The 17,249-nt window shown below is 36.4% G+C and carries 18 protein-coding genes and 1 other annotated feature; of the genes, 6 read left to right on the forward strand and 12 right to left on the reverse strand.

Going from position 1 to position 17,249, the window contains the following annotated elements; all coding sequences use genetic code 11:
• Positions 1-92 precede the first annotated feature (92 nt).
• From mreB to K412_RS0106870, 4 genes are all read right to left on the reverse strand, one after another.
• Complete coding sequence (mreB, locus tag K412_RS0106855; protein WP_024832409.1) at positions 93-1,121, reverse strand: rod shape-determining protein; 1,029 nt, start codon at positions 1,119-1,121, stop codon at positions 93-95.
• A gap of 182 nt (positions 1,122-1,303) precedes the next feature.
• Positions 1,304-2,494: a [FeFe] hydrogenase H-cluster maturation GTPase HydF gene (hydF, locus tag K412_RS0106860; RefSeq protein ID WP_024832410.1), complete on the reverse strand. Its 1,191-nt coding sequence runs from the start codon at positions 2,492-2,494 to the stop codon at positions 1,304-1,306.
• A 16-nt stretch (positions 2,495-2,510) separates the two neighbouring features.
• Complete coding sequence (gene hydG, locus K412_RS0106865; RefSeq protein ID WP_024832411.1) at positions 2,511-3,923, reverse strand: [FeFe] hydrogenase H-cluster radical SAM maturase HydG; 1,413 nt, start codon at positions 3,921-3,923, stop codon at positions 2,511-2,513.
• 60 nt (positions 3,924-3,983) lie between these two features.
• Positions 3,984-4,229, reverse strand: coding sequence for a TM1266 family iron-only hydrogenase system putative regulator (locus K412_RS0106870; RefSeq protein ID WP_024832412.1), 246 nt, complete (start codon positions 4,227-4,229; stop codon positions 3,984-3,986).
• A gap of 303 nt (positions 4,230-4,532) precedes the next feature.
• Here K412_RS0106870 and K412_RS0106875 point away from each other — a divergent pair, with 303 nt between their 5' ends.
• Positions 4,533-4,925: a hypothetical protein gene (locus K412_RS0106875; protein ID WP_024832413.1), complete on the forward strand. Its 393-nt coding sequence runs from the start codon at positions 4,533-4,535 to the stop codon at positions 4,923-4,925.
• A gap of 16 nt (positions 4,926-4,941) precedes the next feature.
• Here K412_RS0106875 and K412_RS22480 read toward each other — a convergent pair whose 3' ends face one another.
• From K412_RS22480 to K412_RS0106905, 5 genes are all read right to left on the reverse strand, one after another.
• Positions 4,942-5,109: a hypothetical protein gene (locus K412_RS22480; RefSeq protein ID WP_173585597.1), complete on the reverse strand. Its 168-nt coding sequence runs from the start codon at positions 5,107-5,109 to the stop codon at positions 4,942-4,944.
• A 207-nt stretch (positions 5,110-5,316) separates the two neighbouring features.
• Entirely contained in the window at positions 5,317-5,946 is a 630-nt protein-coding gene (locus tag K412_RS0106885) for a YitT family protein (protein ID WP_024832414.1), read from the reverse strand.
• 31 nt (positions 5,947-5,977) lie between these two features.
• Positions 5,978-7,177, reverse strand: coding sequence for a cation:proton antiporter (locus K412_RS0106890; protein ID WP_024832415.1), 1,200 nt, complete (start codon positions 7,175-7,177; stop codon positions 5,978-5,980).
• Positions 7,178-7,911: 734 nt separating this feature from the next.
• Positions 7,912-8,160: a sporulation transcriptional regulator SpoIIID gene (gene spoIIID / locus K412_RS0106900; protein WP_024832416.1), complete on the reverse strand. Its 249-nt coding sequence runs from the start codon at positions 8,158-8,160 to the stop codon at positions 7,912-7,914.
• A gap of 178 nt (positions 8,161-8,338) precedes the next feature.
• Positions 8,339-8,908 (reverse strand): TetR/AcrR family transcriptional regulator C-terminal domain-containing protein, encoded by a 570-nt coding sequence (locus K412_RS0106905; RefSeq protein WP_024832417.1) that lies wholly within the window; start codon positions 8,906-8,908, stop codon positions 8,339-8,341.
• A 117-nt stretch (positions 8,909-9,025) separates the two neighbouring features.
• Here K412_RS0106905 and K412_RS0106910 point away from each other — a divergent pair, with 117 nt between their 5' ends.
• Complete coding sequence (locus K412_RS0106910) at positions 9,026-10,243, forward strand: macrolide family glycosyltransferase (protein WP_024832418.1); 1,218 nt, start codon at positions 9,026-9,028, stop codon at positions 10,241-10,243.
• Between the two features lie 28 nt (positions 10,244-10,271).
• Positions 10,272-10,982, forward strand: a complete 711-nt coding sequence (locus tag K412_RS0106915) for a YiiX/YebB-like N1pC/P60 family cysteine hydrolase (protein ID WP_024832419.1) — start codon at positions 10,272-10,274, stop codon at positions 10,980-10,982.
• A 156-nt stretch (positions 10,983-11,138) separates the two neighbouring features.
• On the opposite strand, the gene serS is transcribed toward K412_RS0106915, so the two are convergent.
• The 3 genes from serS to K412_RS0106930 form a co-directional block, all read right to left on the reverse strand.
• On the reverse strand, positions 11,139-12,416 hold the full coding sequence (gene serS / locus K412_RS0106920; protein WP_024832420.1) for a serine--tRNA ligase: 1,278 nt from the start codon (positions 12,414-12,416) through the stop codon (positions 11,139-11,141).
• Positions 12,417-12,492: 76 nt separating this feature from the next.
• Positions 12,493-12,697: a binding site (T-box leader), on the reverse strand.
• A 68-nt stretch (positions 12,698-12,765) separates the two neighbouring features.
• Positions 12,766-13,326 carry a hydrolase gene (locus K412_RS0106925; RefSeq protein ID WP_024832421.1) on the reverse strand — a complete coding sequence of 187 codons (561 nt, stop codon included), beginning with the start codon at positions 13,324-13,326 and terminating at the stop codon, positions 12,766-12,768.
• 44 nt (positions 13,327-13,370) lie between these two features.
• The gene (locus K412_RS0106930) at positions 13,371-14,546 is read right to left on the reverse strand and encodes a MalY/PatB family protein (RefSeq protein ID WP_024832422.1); all 1,176 of its coding nucleotides are present in this window, start codon (positions 14,544-14,546) and stop codon (positions 13,371-13,373) included.
• A gap of 244 nt (positions 14,547-14,790) precedes the next feature.
• On the opposite strand from K412_RS0106930, the gene cysK reads away from it, so the two are divergent.
• The 3 genes from cysK to coaBC all read left to right on the forward strand — a co-directional run bounded on the left by cysK (position 14,791) and on the right by coaBC (position 17,225).
• Complete coding sequence (cysK, locus tag K412_RS0106935; RefSeq protein WP_024832423.1) at positions 14,791-15,720, forward strand: cysteine synthase A; 930 nt, start codon at positions 14,791-14,793, stop codon at positions 15,718-15,720.
• 184 nt (positions 15,721-15,904) lie between these two features.
• Complete coding sequence (locus K412_RS0106940) at positions 15,905-16,687, forward strand: phosphopantothenate--cysteine ligase (protein ID WP_242835677.1); 783 nt, start codon at positions 15,905-15,907, stop codon at positions 16,685-16,687.
• Between the two features lies 1 nt (position 16,688).
• Positions 16,689-17,225, forward strand: coding sequence for a bifunctional phosphopantothenoylcysteine decarboxylase/phosphopantothenate--cysteine ligase CoaBC (gene coaBC, locus K412_RS0106945; protein ID WP_024832425.1), 537 nt, complete (start codon positions 16,689-16,691; stop codon positions 17,223-17,225).
• The last annotated feature ends 24 nt before the right edge of the window (positions 17,226-17,249 follow it).

Below are 17,249 nucleotides of genomic sequence, written 5' to 3' on the forward strand. Positions count from 1 at the left end.
AATTACTTTAGATTTTTTCTATACGAAAATAATTACTAATATATCCTAATATTAAAAAAAGGGGTAAATATTTTACCCCTGTATTGCTATTTTTATCGTTTATAACTTGCCCTGTTTTCTGTAAGCGCACTAGCCTCGATAGCCTCTATATTGTCCAGCGCTTTACCTGTTCCAAGGGCTACACAAGATATGGAATCATCTGCAATTATTACATTTATACCTGTTTTCTCCTGAAGCAGTTTATCCAAACCGTAAATAAGGCTTCCTCCACCTGTCATAACTATACCCCTGTCGCTGATATCAGCAGCAAGCTCCGGTGGTGTACGTTCAAGAACTGAATGTACTGCTTCAACAACACTTGAAATAGGTTCTTCCAATGCTTCCATCATTTCAGTTGAAGAAATAGTAATTGTCTTTGGAAGTCCTGAAATCAGGTTCCTTCCTCTGATATCCATTGTAACCTCCTGAACTCGTGGATAAACCGTACCTATGTTGATTTTCAATTCTTCCGCAGTTCTTTCACCTATCATAATGTTATGCTTTTTACGCATATAACGAACAATAGCTTCGTCAAACTTGTCTCCGGCAATCTTTATGGAAGTGCTTACTACTGTACCACCTAACGATATTACCGCAATATCCGTAGTACCGCCGCCCATGTCAACAACCATGCTACCGCACGCCTTTGAAATATCAATGCCTGCTCCAATAGCAGCCGCAATAGGTTCTTCTATCAAATATGTCTTTCTAGCTCCGGCTTGCATGGATGCGTCTATTACCGCACGCTTTTCAACTTCTGTAACTCCACTGGGAACACAGACCATTATCCTTGGTTTGAAAAACTTTCTGTTCCCGGTTACTTTATTTATGAAATATTTAAGCATTCTCTCTGTTATGTCATAATCAGAAATTACACCTTCGCGCAGAGGCCTGATAGCCACTATATTTCCAGGTGTTCTTCCCAGCATTCTTCTTGCCTCTTCGCCTACCGCAAGTAATTTATTTGTATTCTTATCTATAGCTACAACGGATGGTTCCCTTAATACAATTCCCTTACCTTTAATGTATACAAGTACTGTGGCTGTCCCCAAATCAATACCGATGTCCTGTCCAAATCCCAAACGAAACAACTCCTTGATTTCCTTAATTTGATAATCTAACAGAAATTATAACCATTTATAAAGTATGATATATATTTGTACATATTAAGTCAAAATTATCTATTATTTATATTATCATATTAATTTAATAATGCAATATTTTTGTATCTTTTAAAAGTTACAAAATGGTAATTATTCTTGCGTTATAAGGCCACTTTATCTAAAATCCCTCTAAGCTTTGCAATTGCTATTCCGTAATTGCATATACTTATATTCTGAGCTAGGGCTGACTCTATACGTGATAATACATATTTTCTGTTGAACATACAACAGCCACATTGAATAACTAGAGAGTATTTTGACAAATCCTTTGGAAAATCTGTTCCACTAACAATGTCAACAGTCAGACCTTCGCCCACCTTTTGTCTGAGAAGTCTTGGAAGCTGCACACGTCCAATATCTTCATTTAATGGCACATGGGTACAGGCCTCTGCAATCAAAACAGCTGATTCCTCAGTAAGTGCGTCTATTGCTTCTGCACCCTTAATGTATGCAGAAATATCACCCTTGTATTCTGCGAACAGTACAGAAAATGATGTTAATAGGCTTTCTTCAGGCTTTTGCGCATACACCTTGTCAAACACCTGGGAATCAGTAATTATTAACTTTGGGGGCTTTGACATTGCCTTTAGTGCATTGTCAAGCTTGTCAGTAGTAACGCTCATAACCATACATTTTAAATCAAGCAAATCTCTGATTACCTGTACCTGTGGCAAAATCAGACGCCCCTTTGGAGCCTGAATATCCTGAGGCATAACCAGCAGTACCAAGTCTCCTTCATTGACAAGATGGGCTGTTATACTGCTTACCTCAAAATCTTCCGGCACGGCTCTTATAAGTTCTTCTCTTACTTTATCAAGTCCTGTTTTTTCCTTTGCACTGATAACGATTGGCATCAGCCCAAGAGTTTCCTCTACCTGTTTTTTTATATCACTGGTATTTTCAAGTATATCTGCTTTATTAATAACAGGTATAACAGGTATTTTACGTTTTTTTAGCTCCTCAGTCCATTCCTTTTCCAGCGAAAGCTCTGTTCCTGAGAAAAAAACAATGGCTACATCTGTTTTTTCAATGGCCTTGCGAGTTTTTTCAATTCTCAATTCTCCTAAAGTTCCAACATCGTCAAACCCCGCTGTATCAATAAACATAACTGGACCTAAGGGATGCAGCTCCATGGCCTTGTATACGGGGTCGGTGGTGGTTCCAGCGATTTCAGATACCAATGCAATATCCTGTCCCGTTATTGCATTAATTAGTGAAGATTTCCCGCTGTTTCTTCTGCCGAACAGCGCAATGTGCAACCTGTTTGCACCCGGTGTATTTGTAAGACTCATTTTTATTCCTCCTAATCTAGAACCTGAAATCCCTCTTACCATTATGGAGATCTCTTAAATGTTCTTTTACGATTCTTTTGACATCTTCGTTTTGCAGTAACTCTACTTCTTTTTCTATCATTTTCTCGCCTTTTTGCCTTGTATCTTCTGATGCATAGTCTTCCAAATATTCCTTTAGTGTCATAATTGCATTGGGATGACAAACATGGGCAATTGCACCGCTCTTAACAAGTCTCATAAACCTGTCCCCTGTTCTGCCTTCCCGGTAGCACGCTGTACAGAAGCTTGGAATGTATCCCAGAGTCAAAAGCCAGTTAACTATTTCGTCCATAGTTCTTGTATCATTAACTTCAAATTGAGCAGAATTCTCAGCTTCTTTTTCTACATAACCACCCACACTTGTGGATGACCCTCCACTGATTTGGGAAACACCCAATTTAAGACATTCCCTACGGGTCTTTTCCGATTCTCTTGTGGACATGATTATACCGGTGTATGGTACTGCTATACGAAGTATTGCTACAATTTTTTCAAATATGGAGTCAGGTACTGCATTGGAATATTCCTTCAAATCCACATCATCAGCCGGTCTTATACGTGGCACGCTGATTGTGTGAGGCCCAACTCCCATTGCATCCTCCAAATGCTTTGCGTGCATAAGCAAGCCCACAAAATCATATTTGTAAAGATTCAGTCCAAAGAGAACACCAAGCCCTACATCATCTATTCCACCCTCCATTGCTCTGTCCATGGCCTCAGTATGATAAGCATAGTTATGTTTTGGCCCCTTGGGGTGCAGATATTCGTATGTTGGTTTATGGTAAGTTTCCTGAAATAATATATAGGTTCCTATTCCCGCATCCTTGAGCTTTTTGTAATTTTCAACTGTTGTAGCGGCAATGTTCACATTTACACGGCGTATTGCACCGTTTTTGTGCTTTATTCCATAAATTGTTTTTATACTTTCCAATACATATTCTATAGGACAATTTTCAGGATCCTCTCCCGTTTCAAGGGCAAGTCGTTTGTGACCCATATCCTGCAAGGCCTTAACTTCTCTGACAATGTCTTCTTGAGACAACTGTTTTCTTGCGATATGCTTGTTTGAACCGTGGTATGGACAATATCTGCATTCATTCACACAGTAGTTTGAAAGATATAGGGGTGCAAACATTACTATCCTATTTCCATAAAATTTATTTTTAATATGCTCTGCAAGCTTAGACACCCTTTCTTTAACTTCATCTAGCTCACATTCCAATAATACTGCTGCTTCCCTGTAGCTTAGTCCTTTATACTCAGCTGCCTTCTGAAGAATATCTTCTATAAGTGGCATATTCTCCTTGTTCTTGCGGGCATACTCCAGTGTTTCTAAAATTTCCGCATCATTAATAAAGTCCTCGGCTTTTTTTGATTTGCTGTTATACATATTTACTTCCTCCACAAAACAGATTTTTAATCTGACATTTCGAGGATGTTATAAGTGGATTTATATTTTTGAATAAACAGTCTTTGTATTGACTCCCTTTAACATTCCCAATTTCCCTGAAAGTGAGCTAATGATATCATTTGGGGCATCAACAACCACGCTTATAATGGAGACACCCTTTTCACGATATGGAATCCCCATTCTTCCAACTATATATTTTCCGAATTCATGTAGTATCAGGTTTATCTTTTCTGCTGACGATAAATCATCAACTATTATTCCTATTAGAGCAATCCTTGTCTCCATTTGGCTGCCTCCCTCACAAATAAAATAAAACCCCTGATGCTTTACAGGCACAGGGGTTCTCCTAATCCACCTTATAGCACCGCCTTACCACTTGGGACTAACCCTCGTGCATTCAGAACGATATTTGAAATAAATCTCTTTACTCTCAGCATTAAAACTTTGAGCTCAGATACTTTGATAATATTTTAACATATTCATACAGCACCTTCAAGTTAATAATTACCCACCTTTTTAGATAAATATTGCAAAACCTTTCCTACACTACTAAAATATATGTAACCCAAAAATTACGGAGGAAGTTTTATGAATTGGTTCAGAAAATTTATGATTGGAAGGTACGGGCCTGATCATTTGTCCGCCGGACTTCTTTTTTTATCATTGCTAATTTCATTAATAGGTATGTTTGTACCAGTTAGCTGGTTTGGTTATCTGTCTTATATTCCACTAGTACTATGCTTTTACAGAATGTTTTCTAAAAATATTTATCGCAGAAGAGCAGAAAATAATAAATTCTTGGTTTTCTGGAATCCAATTGCCAGTTGGTTTTTTAAAAGAAAAAAACGCTTAATGGATTCTAAAACTCACAGGTATTACAAATGTCCTCAATGCAAACAAGAGGTACGCGTTCCCAAGGGTAAGGGAAAAATACAGATAACCTGTCCAAAGTGCAGGACAGAGTTTATACGTAAATCCTAATTATATAGAAAACTTGCTAAGACCCACCTAGTGTGGGTTTTTCAGTTTTCTTTTTTGCACGCTTGCAGTATGGTAGGTATTTTGAGTTTTCACTGTGGTATTTTAAGCACTCATCACATTTACCGTGGCGGACACATGATTTCTTTTTGCAGTTGCACTTTTCTAATCCGTTTTCAAGTATCATCTTTTAACCCCCTCCTGATTTATTAATTTAATTAAATTATTCTATTTATATGTCAAGTATCCCCCGTTGCCAGGTAAATGTCAACTGATAAAAAGCCGGGGCCCTTTAGCTCCCGGCTTTTTACTTACTTGATTTTTCATAAAAAAGTAAAACTGCTTTTTGCGGAAAGATAAATTTGTTGTAGTTTATTAAATATTAGCTTTCATCTCACGCTTCCTCACTTCCGGTGATAATACTGTCCCGTTTTAACAAGTCAAAGGTTGCGTCAATAGATTTAAAGACTATAAAGTAAGCTATAAGTGAGTACATAGCCTGCTCCCAACCGAAAACCAATCCGGACAAGGAAACTATAAATATATTAACTGCGACATATATTGTACCGGAAGAATTAATTCCATTCATTTCATAATATTTTCTTCTGCACTGAAACCCATCCACAAGAGCACCAAATCGCAATATCAATCCCAGACCTATTCCCAGAGATATACCCCCAAAAATAGTAGATTGCAGAATGTACTCCTGCTCTATTTGAATAGGCCTGAATACCGACAACCAGAAAATCATAGAAGCTACTGCTGCCATAGTAGGTAATACGAATTTCTTTCCTCTATGACGGTATCCGAATATCATAAAAGGAAAATTCAGCAATACAATTATGGCACTAAGAGGAATTTCCATGATATAACTTATCATAACAGCTGTTCCTATAATACCTCCCGCAATGAGATTATGTGAACTAAAAAATATTTCCACACCTACTGCAATCAATAATGCACCTAGAAATATGAATATAAAGTTTATAACTTTTCTAGTAATCAAATATTTTTTTCCATTCATAACAGAAGACCTCCTTACGACAGCTTCATATCTAATTTTCTCTTTTCCTTCGTCCGAAAATCTTTTGTAATCCATCATAAATCGGAGCTGAATGTTTAGCCATCAGCGGGCCAGCAATCGCTAAAATAAGCACGTATAACACTGCAAAGGATTGGATAACTGGCATAAGTCCTCCGGCTTTTCCCATGTTCGCCATGATAATGGAAAATTCACCTCTTGATACCAATGTAAGCCCTATATTTGCTCTGGCCTTCCCTTCAATCCCTGCCACTCGCCCCGCTATTATACCTGAAACCATATTCCCGATAATTGTAAGCAGCGCAGCAATGATTGCCATCCAAACTGCACCACCCAAAGACAACGGGTCAATTGTCAATCCAAAGCTAAAGAAGAAAACGGCTCCAAAAAACTCTTTGAAAGGAAGCATATTGTGCTCTATCCTTTTTGCGTGTACAGACTCTGCAAATATAAGTCCCACCAGCAGTGCACCTATAGCCTCAGCGACATGCAGAGATTCTGAAAATCCTGCAACCAGGAACAGAAATGCCATTACTATTAGCAAGAATATTTCTGTAGACGGAATATCCATAAGTTTATCCAAGTATTTTATTAATCTCTTTCCAACAAAAAGCATAAACAGTATAAAAATTATAGATGTGGCCGCAGTGAGAATAATCCCCCATACAGATTTCGACCCGCTCAATAGTAATCCTGATAATATGGAAATATGTATGGCAATAAATAAATCATCAAACATTATCATTCCCATTATTATTTCCGTTTCCTTATTAGCTGTTCGCTTAAGGTCCATAAGCACTTTAGCAACAATTGCTGTTGAAGAACTGGTCATAATACCGCATATAACCAGAGTTTCTTTTATGGGGAGACCGCCAATCCACCCCATTAGCAAACCAGTTGAAAAATTAATTAAGATATAGAATAGACCACCAGTTAATATTGATTTCCCCGCTTTGACAAACCTTGATACAGAGAATTCCATTCCCAGACTAAAAAGAAGGAAAAGAATACCCAGACGTCCCATAAACTCAATAAATTGGGAACTTTCAATAAATCTAAGATCAAATATCCCATAATGCGGGGCATGTGGACCTACAGCCATCCCAATTAATATGTAAAATGGAATAACTGAAAAGCGTAACCTCTTAGATATCAACCCCATTGCTGCTATTAATGCAACTGCTAAACCAATTTCAAAAATTAAGTTGTGCATTTATAACCCCCTATCTTTAATAAAAATTTTTTAAAATATCAAAACCCTTTCTCTTCCATGACGATTAATGTGGAATCAGGAGTGAATTTGCACCATGATAAACGTCTAAATCAAAAGGATATTTTTCTCCCTCACTTCATTGTTAGGGCAACAGTCCTTTTAATATTCATAGAACCGTTATATCCGCATATTTAGTTGTAATCTTGTTTCAATACTTTAGATAAAACTTTTGTAAAATATTGATAATCAAATGGCTATATAAATGTTAATCAACCATTTTTTTAATAGATAAGAATTAGATGGTATTCATCGTATTCTCATTTTAGCCTATTTAAGCATAAATTTCAATACTTTATTTCAAATTTTAAAGTTAAAATTATTTATCTGTGATTATCGCAATAAATCATTGATTATTTCAACAAATCATTTTTGACATTTTATGAAATTAGTGAAACACTAATTTGGCTATTTATATAAGCATGTATTTATGTAAACAAATTGCTTTGGAAAAATTTAAATATTACTACTCCTTCCTTAAATTTTGCTCTGACATCATATCCTGAATATTTAGATAATTTGTCCATAAACAAGCCAACCTGAACTTGTAAAATATTTAAATGTTGTCATTATTAAAATTCAGTGAATTTATAGAAAAAGATGAATACACATTAACAATGCAAAAGCCGGGGCCCTTTAGCTCCCGGCTTTTCTTTACTTTACTTCTCTATGTAAATTTATTTTGCCTGATATTTTGCCTTTGTTGCTTCGCCGCCGCGTATATGCCTTTCTGCCTTATTTTCCTCGAGTATTACCCTTACTTGGTTCATAAGTGCAGGATTTATTTTTTCCAACCGTTCGGTTACGTCCTTGTGGACAGTGCTCTTGCTTATTCCAAACTTTTTAGCGGCGTATCTTACTGTTGTCCTTTTGTCGATGATATAATTTGCAAGTTCCAAGACCCGCTCTTCTATGTACTCCTTCAACCATATACCCCCCTTTTGATAAGGCATTATTCACTGCATCGTAGATATATTATCCTTTAAGCAAGTTTAAACTCACAAAAAGCTGTATGTCATCGTCTACAGTGTATATATATGCCTCTTGAGAGGGGCTTATGAATGATAGCTGTAAAATTTAGTAAGAAGCGTTGCGAAACTGATTTTATTTATAGGTGCCATTAAATGCACCTTTAAATATTTTTATAATTTCTTCTGCAAGAACATCTGCTGATTTGTCAGGCTCATTGTATAGCCAATACATTAGCAGCTGGCTATAGCCTGCAACATAGAATCTTGTCTCGGTTATGTAAAATGAATCTCCACTGGCTTTATCTGCACCGATCGTATTATTTAATATAGTAGTAAACCAGTCAAAAATCAGCTTTTGAAAAAAATTATTAAATGATTGCTGCTTATCATCCTTAAATGCATTTTTAAAGAATTTTCGGTTCTCTTCAAAGTAACGAAGAATTCTGGGTACCTGATTTATTGATTGCTCTATCAATGATTCTCCCGCAACAGCGTCATAATCAATTACAAGCATTTGCGTTACTATCTGGTACAGTAAATCATACTTATCTCTAAAGTGATAATAAAAGGAATGTCGGTTTACTCCCGCTATATCAGTGATATTTTTTACCCTGATTTTGTCAAATGGCATTTTTGTCATTAAATATTGGAATGCTTCAATTATAGCTGTTCTTGTTCTGGTTTTTTTATGCTGATATTTCACTAATATCACTCCCTTATTATTTTTTTGGACAAACTCTTAATTTTGTCTATTTAAATAGTATACTGATTGGTAATATAATTCTCAATAGTAAAATATTTCCAAAAAGGAGTGATAGTTATATCTCATGTATTATTTATTAATGTATTTGGGCACGGACATATAAACCCCACCATTAGTATAGTTAGTGAATTGATAAGCAGAGGAGAGAAAGTTACATACATAGCAGGAGAAGAATTTAGGGACAAAATAGAAGATACAGGTGCCAGATTTATTGGATATAAGAATTTTGACGAACTTGGATTCAATAACGGTGACATTAGCCCTACAGAAATTCAGCCTCAGTTAATGGAAATAGCTCGTGTTTATGTGGAAATTATTGAAACGATTTTCAACATTAAGGACAGTTTTGACTATATAATATATGACTCATTATTTTTCATAGGAGCGGAAGTCGCCAGAATATTAAAAATCCCTGCTATCAGCTCTAATTCTACTTTCGCAGTAAATGGTAAAACGAATTATCTGTCAGAGTTTTTTACAAGGTTTGGTCCAGTTATAAAAGGGCTTATCAATAAACCTGAATTCTCAGCAATTATTAATTTTTTAAAGGAAAAGTACGGAATAATCGTACCTGATTTATTAAGCATACATAAAGTGAAAAGTAATATGAATATCGTCTATACTTCAAGATATTTTCAAATCCATGGAGAAAGTTTTGATGACAGTTATAAGTTTATTGGCCCTTCAATATCTGACAGAAAAGAAATACTAGAACCTGAACTGGTAAGTAGAGAAAAAAGCAAAATCATCTATATTTCTCTAGGCACTATATTTAACAAGTCTATAGAATTTTATGAAAGCTGTTTTAAAGCTTTCAGAGATATGGATGCAAAAATTATTATGTCTGTTGGCACCAATATAGATATGAACAGCTTTAAAGACATTCCTGACAACTTTATTATCAGGAATTATATGCCTCAGCTAGAAATTCTAAAACATACGGATCTCTTTATAACTCATGGTGGGATGAATAGTACCAATGAAGGATTATATTATTCCGTACCCCTGATAGTTGTCCCTCATTTTTTTGATCAACCAGTTGTAGCATACAGAGTTGCCGAACTTGGTGCTGGTATAGTAATCGAAAAAAACAAAGTATCTCCTGCTCTTTTAAAAGATTCCGCTACCAAGATTCTTTCTGACAAGTCTTACAAAGTAAACAGTGAAAAAATAGGTAAATCACTGCGAGAATCAGGAGGGTATAAGAAAGGAGTTGATGAAATTTTTATTTTAAAAGGCAGTAAAAGAGCAGCAGATAATCTTATTTACATTTAAAAAATAATTATTCTAGGAGGTTTATATTATGAAGAAAAAATTAATTTCGTCACTTCTTTGTATAGTACTTATATTTGCTAATATTTTAGGTTCAAATGTATACGCTTTTGAAATTAATTTGGACCCGGGAATACAATCTTTTATTGATAAATCAAAGGTAAATACAAAAGAAGCGGAGGCAATTTATAAAGAAATAATTGATACACTAAACTTTCAGTTATACATAGAAAAAAACTGGAGCAATTTATCTGTAGAAAAAGATATGGATTTATATAATTCTACTGACAAATGGGTTGGAAAACCGGGAGACATTCTCATTACAGTGTTTGATAAAACTAACAGTGATATCAATGCAATAACTATGGGTTCCCTTACCACACATGCTGCTTTTGTAGATTCTGATCCTACAAAAGTTCTGGAACTTTTTCAAGATGGTATAGGAAACCGTGTAAATGACTGGAGAACACGATACAAAAAAATCCTTGTTGTACGTCCAAAGGTTGAACCAAAAATTATAACAGACGCTATTGCATACGGACATACAAAAATCGGTACTCCATTCAGCTATTTCAGCAATATTTTCAATAAAACAAAGATAGATAAATACTATTGCTCACAGTTTGTATGGGATTGTTATTTCAAAAGCGGAGTTGACTTGGATGGAAATGGCGGCAAAGCCGTTTTCCCATATGATTTTTTAAGAAGTGATAAAGTGTCAATTGTTTATAAGCAAGGCTAATCCATTAAATTAAGTTAAATGGGCTGTCAAATACCTGTACTCCAGTATAAATTGTATCAATGATTGCTTCTAAGCTTACATTGATACAATTTATACTCATAAGTACTAGTTAAGCAACAGCCCATTTTATGTTCCTTTACCTATAAAGATAAACTCTTATTTAATTACCGCTTTACCACCCATATAAGGCTGTAATGCCGCCGGTATATTTACTGAGCCGTCTGCATTAAGGTTATTTTCCAGAAATGCAATAAGCATTCTCGGTGGAGCAACAACTGTATTATTAAGCGTATGAGGAAAATATTTTCCATTTTCTCCGTCAACACGGATTTTCAAACGGCGAGCCTGAGCATCTCCAAGATTTGAACAGCTTCCAACCTCGAAGTATTTCTTTTGTCTTGGTGACCACGCTTCTATATCCACTGATTTAACCTTCAAATCAGCAAGGTCTCCTGAACAACATTCCAAAGTTCTAACAGGAATATCCAGGGAGCGGAATAAATCCACTGTGTTCTGCCACATTCTGTCATACCACATCATGCTATCCTCAGGCTTACAGACTACTACCATTTCCTGTTTTTCAAACTGATGTATTCTGTAAACTCCTCTTTCTTCTATACCATGAGCTCCTTTTTCCTTTCTGAAGCATGGTGAATAGCTTGTCAGAGTGTGAGGCAGTGATGCTTCAGGAATTATGGTGTCTATAAACTTTCCTATCATTGAATGCTCACTTGTTCCAATCAAGAACAAATCTTCACCCTCTATTTTGTACATCATGGCTTCCATTTCAGCAAAGCTCATAACCCCAGTTACAACCTCGCTACGTATCATAAAAGGAGGTATACAGTAAGTAAAACCACGGTCTATCATAAAATCCCTAGCATATGAAATTACAGCAGAATGTAGTCTTGCAATATCCCCCATCAAATAGTAGAAACCGTTTCCTGCAACCTTTCTGGCACTATCTAAATCAATTCCTTTTAACTTTTCCATTATTTCAGTATGATAAGGAATCTCAAAGTCAGGTACCACCGGCTCGCCATAACGCTGAACTTCTACGTTTTCACTGTCATCCTTTCCTATAGGAACACTAGGGTCAATTATATTAGGAATGGTCATAAGGATTTTCTTTACTTTCTCTTCAAGCTCATTTTCTTTTACTTCTAAAGCTGCCAAACGTTCAGATTGAGCTGTAACCTGCTGCTTCATTTCCTCTGCCTCAGCCTTTTTACCCTGAGCCATAAGTCCGCCAATCTGCTTTGAAATCTTATTTCTGTTGGCTCTTAAAGTTTCTGCTTCTTGCTTTGTGCTTCTCAGCTCAGAATCCAAAGCGATAACCTCGTCAACTAACCCAAGCTTTTTATCCTGAAATTTATTCCTTATATTCTGCTTTACAATTTCGGGATTTTCTCTGACAAATTTTAAATCTAACATCCTTGTTCCTCCTGTATTAAATATTATAGTTTTTACAAAATAAATAAAATCAAAAAAACCTTCCAATCCCATATAACAATGGGACGGAAGGTATCCGCGTTGCCACCCAAATTGCCGATAAAAATTATCGACCTCTCGACAAAAGTACTATAAAGGGTACCAACCTCTCGATTCGTCACCGACAGCTCCAAAAGTGGATAGACTCATTTTCTCACCGATTTTCACCACCCATCGGCTCTCTTCAGAAAAAAATAAATCATAGCTTTTATTATCGCTGTTTTTTGATATTTTGATATATTATTTTCTATTATATATATATTTATTCCAGTTTTCAAGTATTCATGCTGTTTTAATCAACCACTTCACATTCACGCATTGCAAGAATTGTCTGCTGTATAAGGTAATCCAATTCCCATCCCAGTAATTCTGCACCACGCTCTATAACCTCTCTAGAACATCCAGCTGCAAAATTGGATGTCTTATATTTTTTCTTAACTGATTTAACTTCAAGATCCGAAACACTTTTTGAAGGCCTCATAAGTGCCACAGCGCCAATAAGTCCTGTTAGCTCATCTACTGCATAAAGAACCTTTTCCATTTGATGTTCTGGCTTGATGTCCACTGTGAGTGCATATCCATGACTTGCAGTAGCGCGAATAATCCTGGGATCTATTCCTCTTTCCTTCATGATTTCCTGCTGCTTTATACAGTGCTCCTCAGGATATTGCTCAAAATCCAAATCATGGAGTAAACCCACAATTCCCCAGAAATCCTCTTCCTCCGAATAACCCAACTGCCTTGCAAAATATCGCATAACACCTTCTACAATCTGTGCGTGCTTCAAATGAAAAGCATCCTTGTTATACTCTGTAAGAAGCTCCCACGCTTTTTCCCTTGTTATTGTACTCATATCTACTCCACCTCTTAATGTTCTTAATGTAAAATATAAATATATTATAGTCTATTTACAGCCGCTTCAAGCTGTAGAAAAGCCTTTTCCAGTATTACTCTAGGGCAGGCAATGTTTATCCTTTGAAAGCCTTTTCCCTCTTCCCCAAACATTGTCCCACCGTCAAGCCACAGCTTTGCATCTCTTACTATAAGTTTTTCAAGCTCTGCTTCAGTTAACTCAAGCTCCCTGAAATCCAGCCATACCAGATAAGTTCCCTGTGGCTCCACAAGCTTTATTTTATGCAGTCTTTCTGCAAGAAAATTTCTTACAAAAGACAAGTTTCCAGCAAGATAAGCCTTTAACTGCTGCAGCCATTCATGGCCATACTGGTAAGCTGCCTTGCAGGCGACAATTCCCATAGTATTAATCTGGCCATGTCCGGTCTTGTTAATTTCATTTTTTATTGCTTTTTTAAGTTCTCTGTTACTTATTATTATATTGGACACCTGCAGTCCTGCAAGGTTAAAGGTTTTACTGGGAGCGGTACATGTAATAGTAATATCAGCAAATTCAGGTTTTATATTTGCAAAAACTTCATGTCTATATCCGCTATATATGAAATCCGCATGAATTTCATCAGATATAACTGTAACACCATGCCTAAGACATATATCACCCAGCCTTACAAGCTCCTCTCTTGTCCATACCCTTCCAACCGGGTTGTGAGGATTGCACAGAATAAACAATTTTACACCGTTCTCTATTATTTTAGCCTCAAAATCTTCAAAATCTATAGAATAAGTTCCACTATTATATATAAGAGGATTATTTACAAGAGTTCGTCCGTTATCAATTATTACATTTGAAAAAGGATAATACACAGGTCTCTGAATCATAACCGCATCCTCTTTTTCAGTAAGTGCCCTAACTGCCATAGCAATTGCAAAAACAACTCCGGGTGTTTTAACAAGCCAAGAAGGGTGTATATCCCAATCATAGTTGTCCACAAACCACTGCTGTAGAACCTGAAAGTAGTCTTCCCTTGTTTCGGAGTATCCAAAAATGCCGTGTTCGCCTGACTTTACGAGAGCCTCTATGACTGGAGCTGGTGTTCTGAAATCCATATCTGCAACCCATAAGGGTATGGCATCATCAGGTATCCCGTTTATCCCGTGGAAGTCGTGCTTTACTGAATTTGTATTTTTTCTGTCAATTACTTCGTCAAAATTATAGTTCATAAATAACCTCCTTTACACTTAATTTAATTCCTTTAATCTTACAATGATTGGAAATCAAAGTCAATATCCTAGTAAACATATATGATAAATAATATTATTAATTCTAAATCTATTGACATTTGAAAATATGGGGAATATAATTAATACATACTAATTATATAAGAAATGTATGTAATAATTTACCTGACTCACATATGAATTACTCACCGATATTTACATCTAATATAAAAGGAGCGTATTAAACATGGCAAAAATATACAAAAGTCTTACTGATCTCATTGGAAAAACTCCACTTTTGGAATTATCAAACTACGAAAAAGCACACAACTTAAATGCAACTATTATTGCAAAACTGGAATATTTCAATCCAGCAGGAAGCGTTAAAGATAGAATAGCAAAAGCTATGATTGATGATGCCGAAGCAAAGGGTATTTTAAAAGAGGGCTCCGTAATAATTGAGCCTACCAGCGGAAACACAGGAATTGGCCTTGCATCAGTTGCTGCGGCAAGAGGATATAGAATTATTCTTACCATGCCTGAAACAATGAGTATTGAGCGTAGAAATCTATTAAAAGCATATGGTGCAGAGCTTGTATTAACCGAAGGTGCAAAGGGTATGAAAGGTGCAATTGCAAAAGCTGAAGAACTGGCAGCAACTACTCCAAATAGCTTTATTCCGGGTCAGTTTGTGAATCCAGCAAACCCTGCTATCCACAAGGCTACTACCGGCCCTGAAATCTGGGAAGACACAGACGGAAAAGTTGATATATTTGTTGCCGGAATAGGCACAGGCGGAACAATAACCGGAACAGGTGAGTACTTGAAATCACAGAACCCAAATGTAAAAGTAGTTGCAGTTGAGCCTGCAAGCTCTCCTGTACTTTCAAAAGGAACTGCTGGTGCCCACAAGATTCAGGGCATTGGTGCAGGTTTTGTTCCTGATACTTTGAACACAAAGATTTATGATGAAATAATTGCAGTTGAAAACGATAATGCTTTTGCAGCAGGTAGAGAGCTATCAAAGGCAGAAGGCCTTTTAGTAGGTATTTCATCAGGTGCAGCACTTTGGGCTGCAACTGAGCTTGCAAAACGTCCTGAAAATGCAGGGAAGACAATAGTAGTTCTACTTCCCGATACTGGCGAAAGATATCTGTCAACACCTTTATTCTCCTAATAATAAGCCTAATAAATTAAAATCACTAGGCAAAAGGCAGATGAAAGCTGTAAAAAGCTTTTATCTGCCTTTTGTCTGGTTTTGATTATACTGCCACCATTGAAATAACGCATTATAAATGTTAAAGTATATTCAATAAGTACAGAAAAAGACAGTAAATAGTTGGGATGTGAGCATATTGGTTGTGTTGATTACGGCAGGTGGAACAATTGAAAAAATTGATGACGTAAGAGCTATTTCAAACAATTCCACCGGAAGATTAGGAACTGCAATAGCAGATGCTTTTTTGAGCACAGGGTCTATAGAAAAGATTTTCTATGTCTGCGGACAAAATGCAGTTATACCTTCATCAAATAAAGTAAGTATAATAAGGATAGAAAGTGTAGCACAGCTTGCATCAACATTGGAGGAAATCCTTTCAAGTCACAAGGTTGATATAGTAGTTCATTCCATGGCAGTAAGCGACTATGGTGTTGATTTTGTTACAACAAAGGACAGCATTTGTAAATCCATTGAAAACTATTTTCTGGAGAATCCGGAAAACATGGCAGCACTGCATCCTAAAGACCTTGCTGAAAACATAACCGACTATGTATTCTGTAATTCAGCAATTAATAACGAAAATAAGCTAAGTTCCAATATAAACAACCTTATAATAACTCTGAAAAAGACTCCTAAAATCATCGGAATGATAAAAAAACTTCAGCCTGAAACAACCCTCGTAGGCTTCAAGCTTTTGAGCAATGCGGCAGAAGAAGAGTTAATAGACATCGGTTACAGCCTGCTCGAGAAAAATAATTGTGAAATGGTACTGGCAAATGATATGAGCCAGATTACTAATGACAGTCATAGGGGACACCTGATTTTCAAGGATAAGTCGTACCTTACATGTCAAACAAAGTCACAGATAGCAGATGCAATAGTTTCTCATTCTATTAAAATTACTTTAGCCAAAGGGAGGGGTTAACATGAAAAATATTATACTCGGAGTAACCGGAAGTATCGCAGCCTACAAAGCAGCCGACATAGCAAACATACTGACCAAACGAGGTTACAACGTTGACGTTATTATGACAAAAAGTGCAATGGAATTTATCACTCCCCTAACCTTTCAATCCCTGACCAAAAACAAGGTTTACTGGAATATGTTTGAGGAGATTACACCAAAAGAAATAAAGCACATATCACTTGCAAAGAAAGCTGACTTGTGTCTGATTGCACCGGCCAGTGCTAACATCATAGGTAAAATTGCATCAGGTATCGCTGATGACATGCTGACAACAGTAGTAATGGCAATGAACAAAGTGCCTGTATACATTTGTCCTGCCATGAACACCAACATGTATAATAACCCCATTGTTCAGCGAAATATCAGTATTCTTTCAGAACTCGGCTACAGATTTATTGAGCCCAAAGAAGCTATTCTGGCCTGCGGAGACCTTGGAAAAGGTGCTTTAGCCGATGTTGAGACTATAATAAATACTGTGGAAGCATATTTTAAATAGCTCAAATGGTGGTATATATATTAT

Source organism: Ruminiclostridium josui JCM 17888 (genome assembly GCF_000526495.1).
Taxonomy (GTDB): Bacteria; Bacillota; Clostridia; order Acetivibrionales; family DSM-1351; genus Ruminiclostridium; species Ruminiclostridium josui.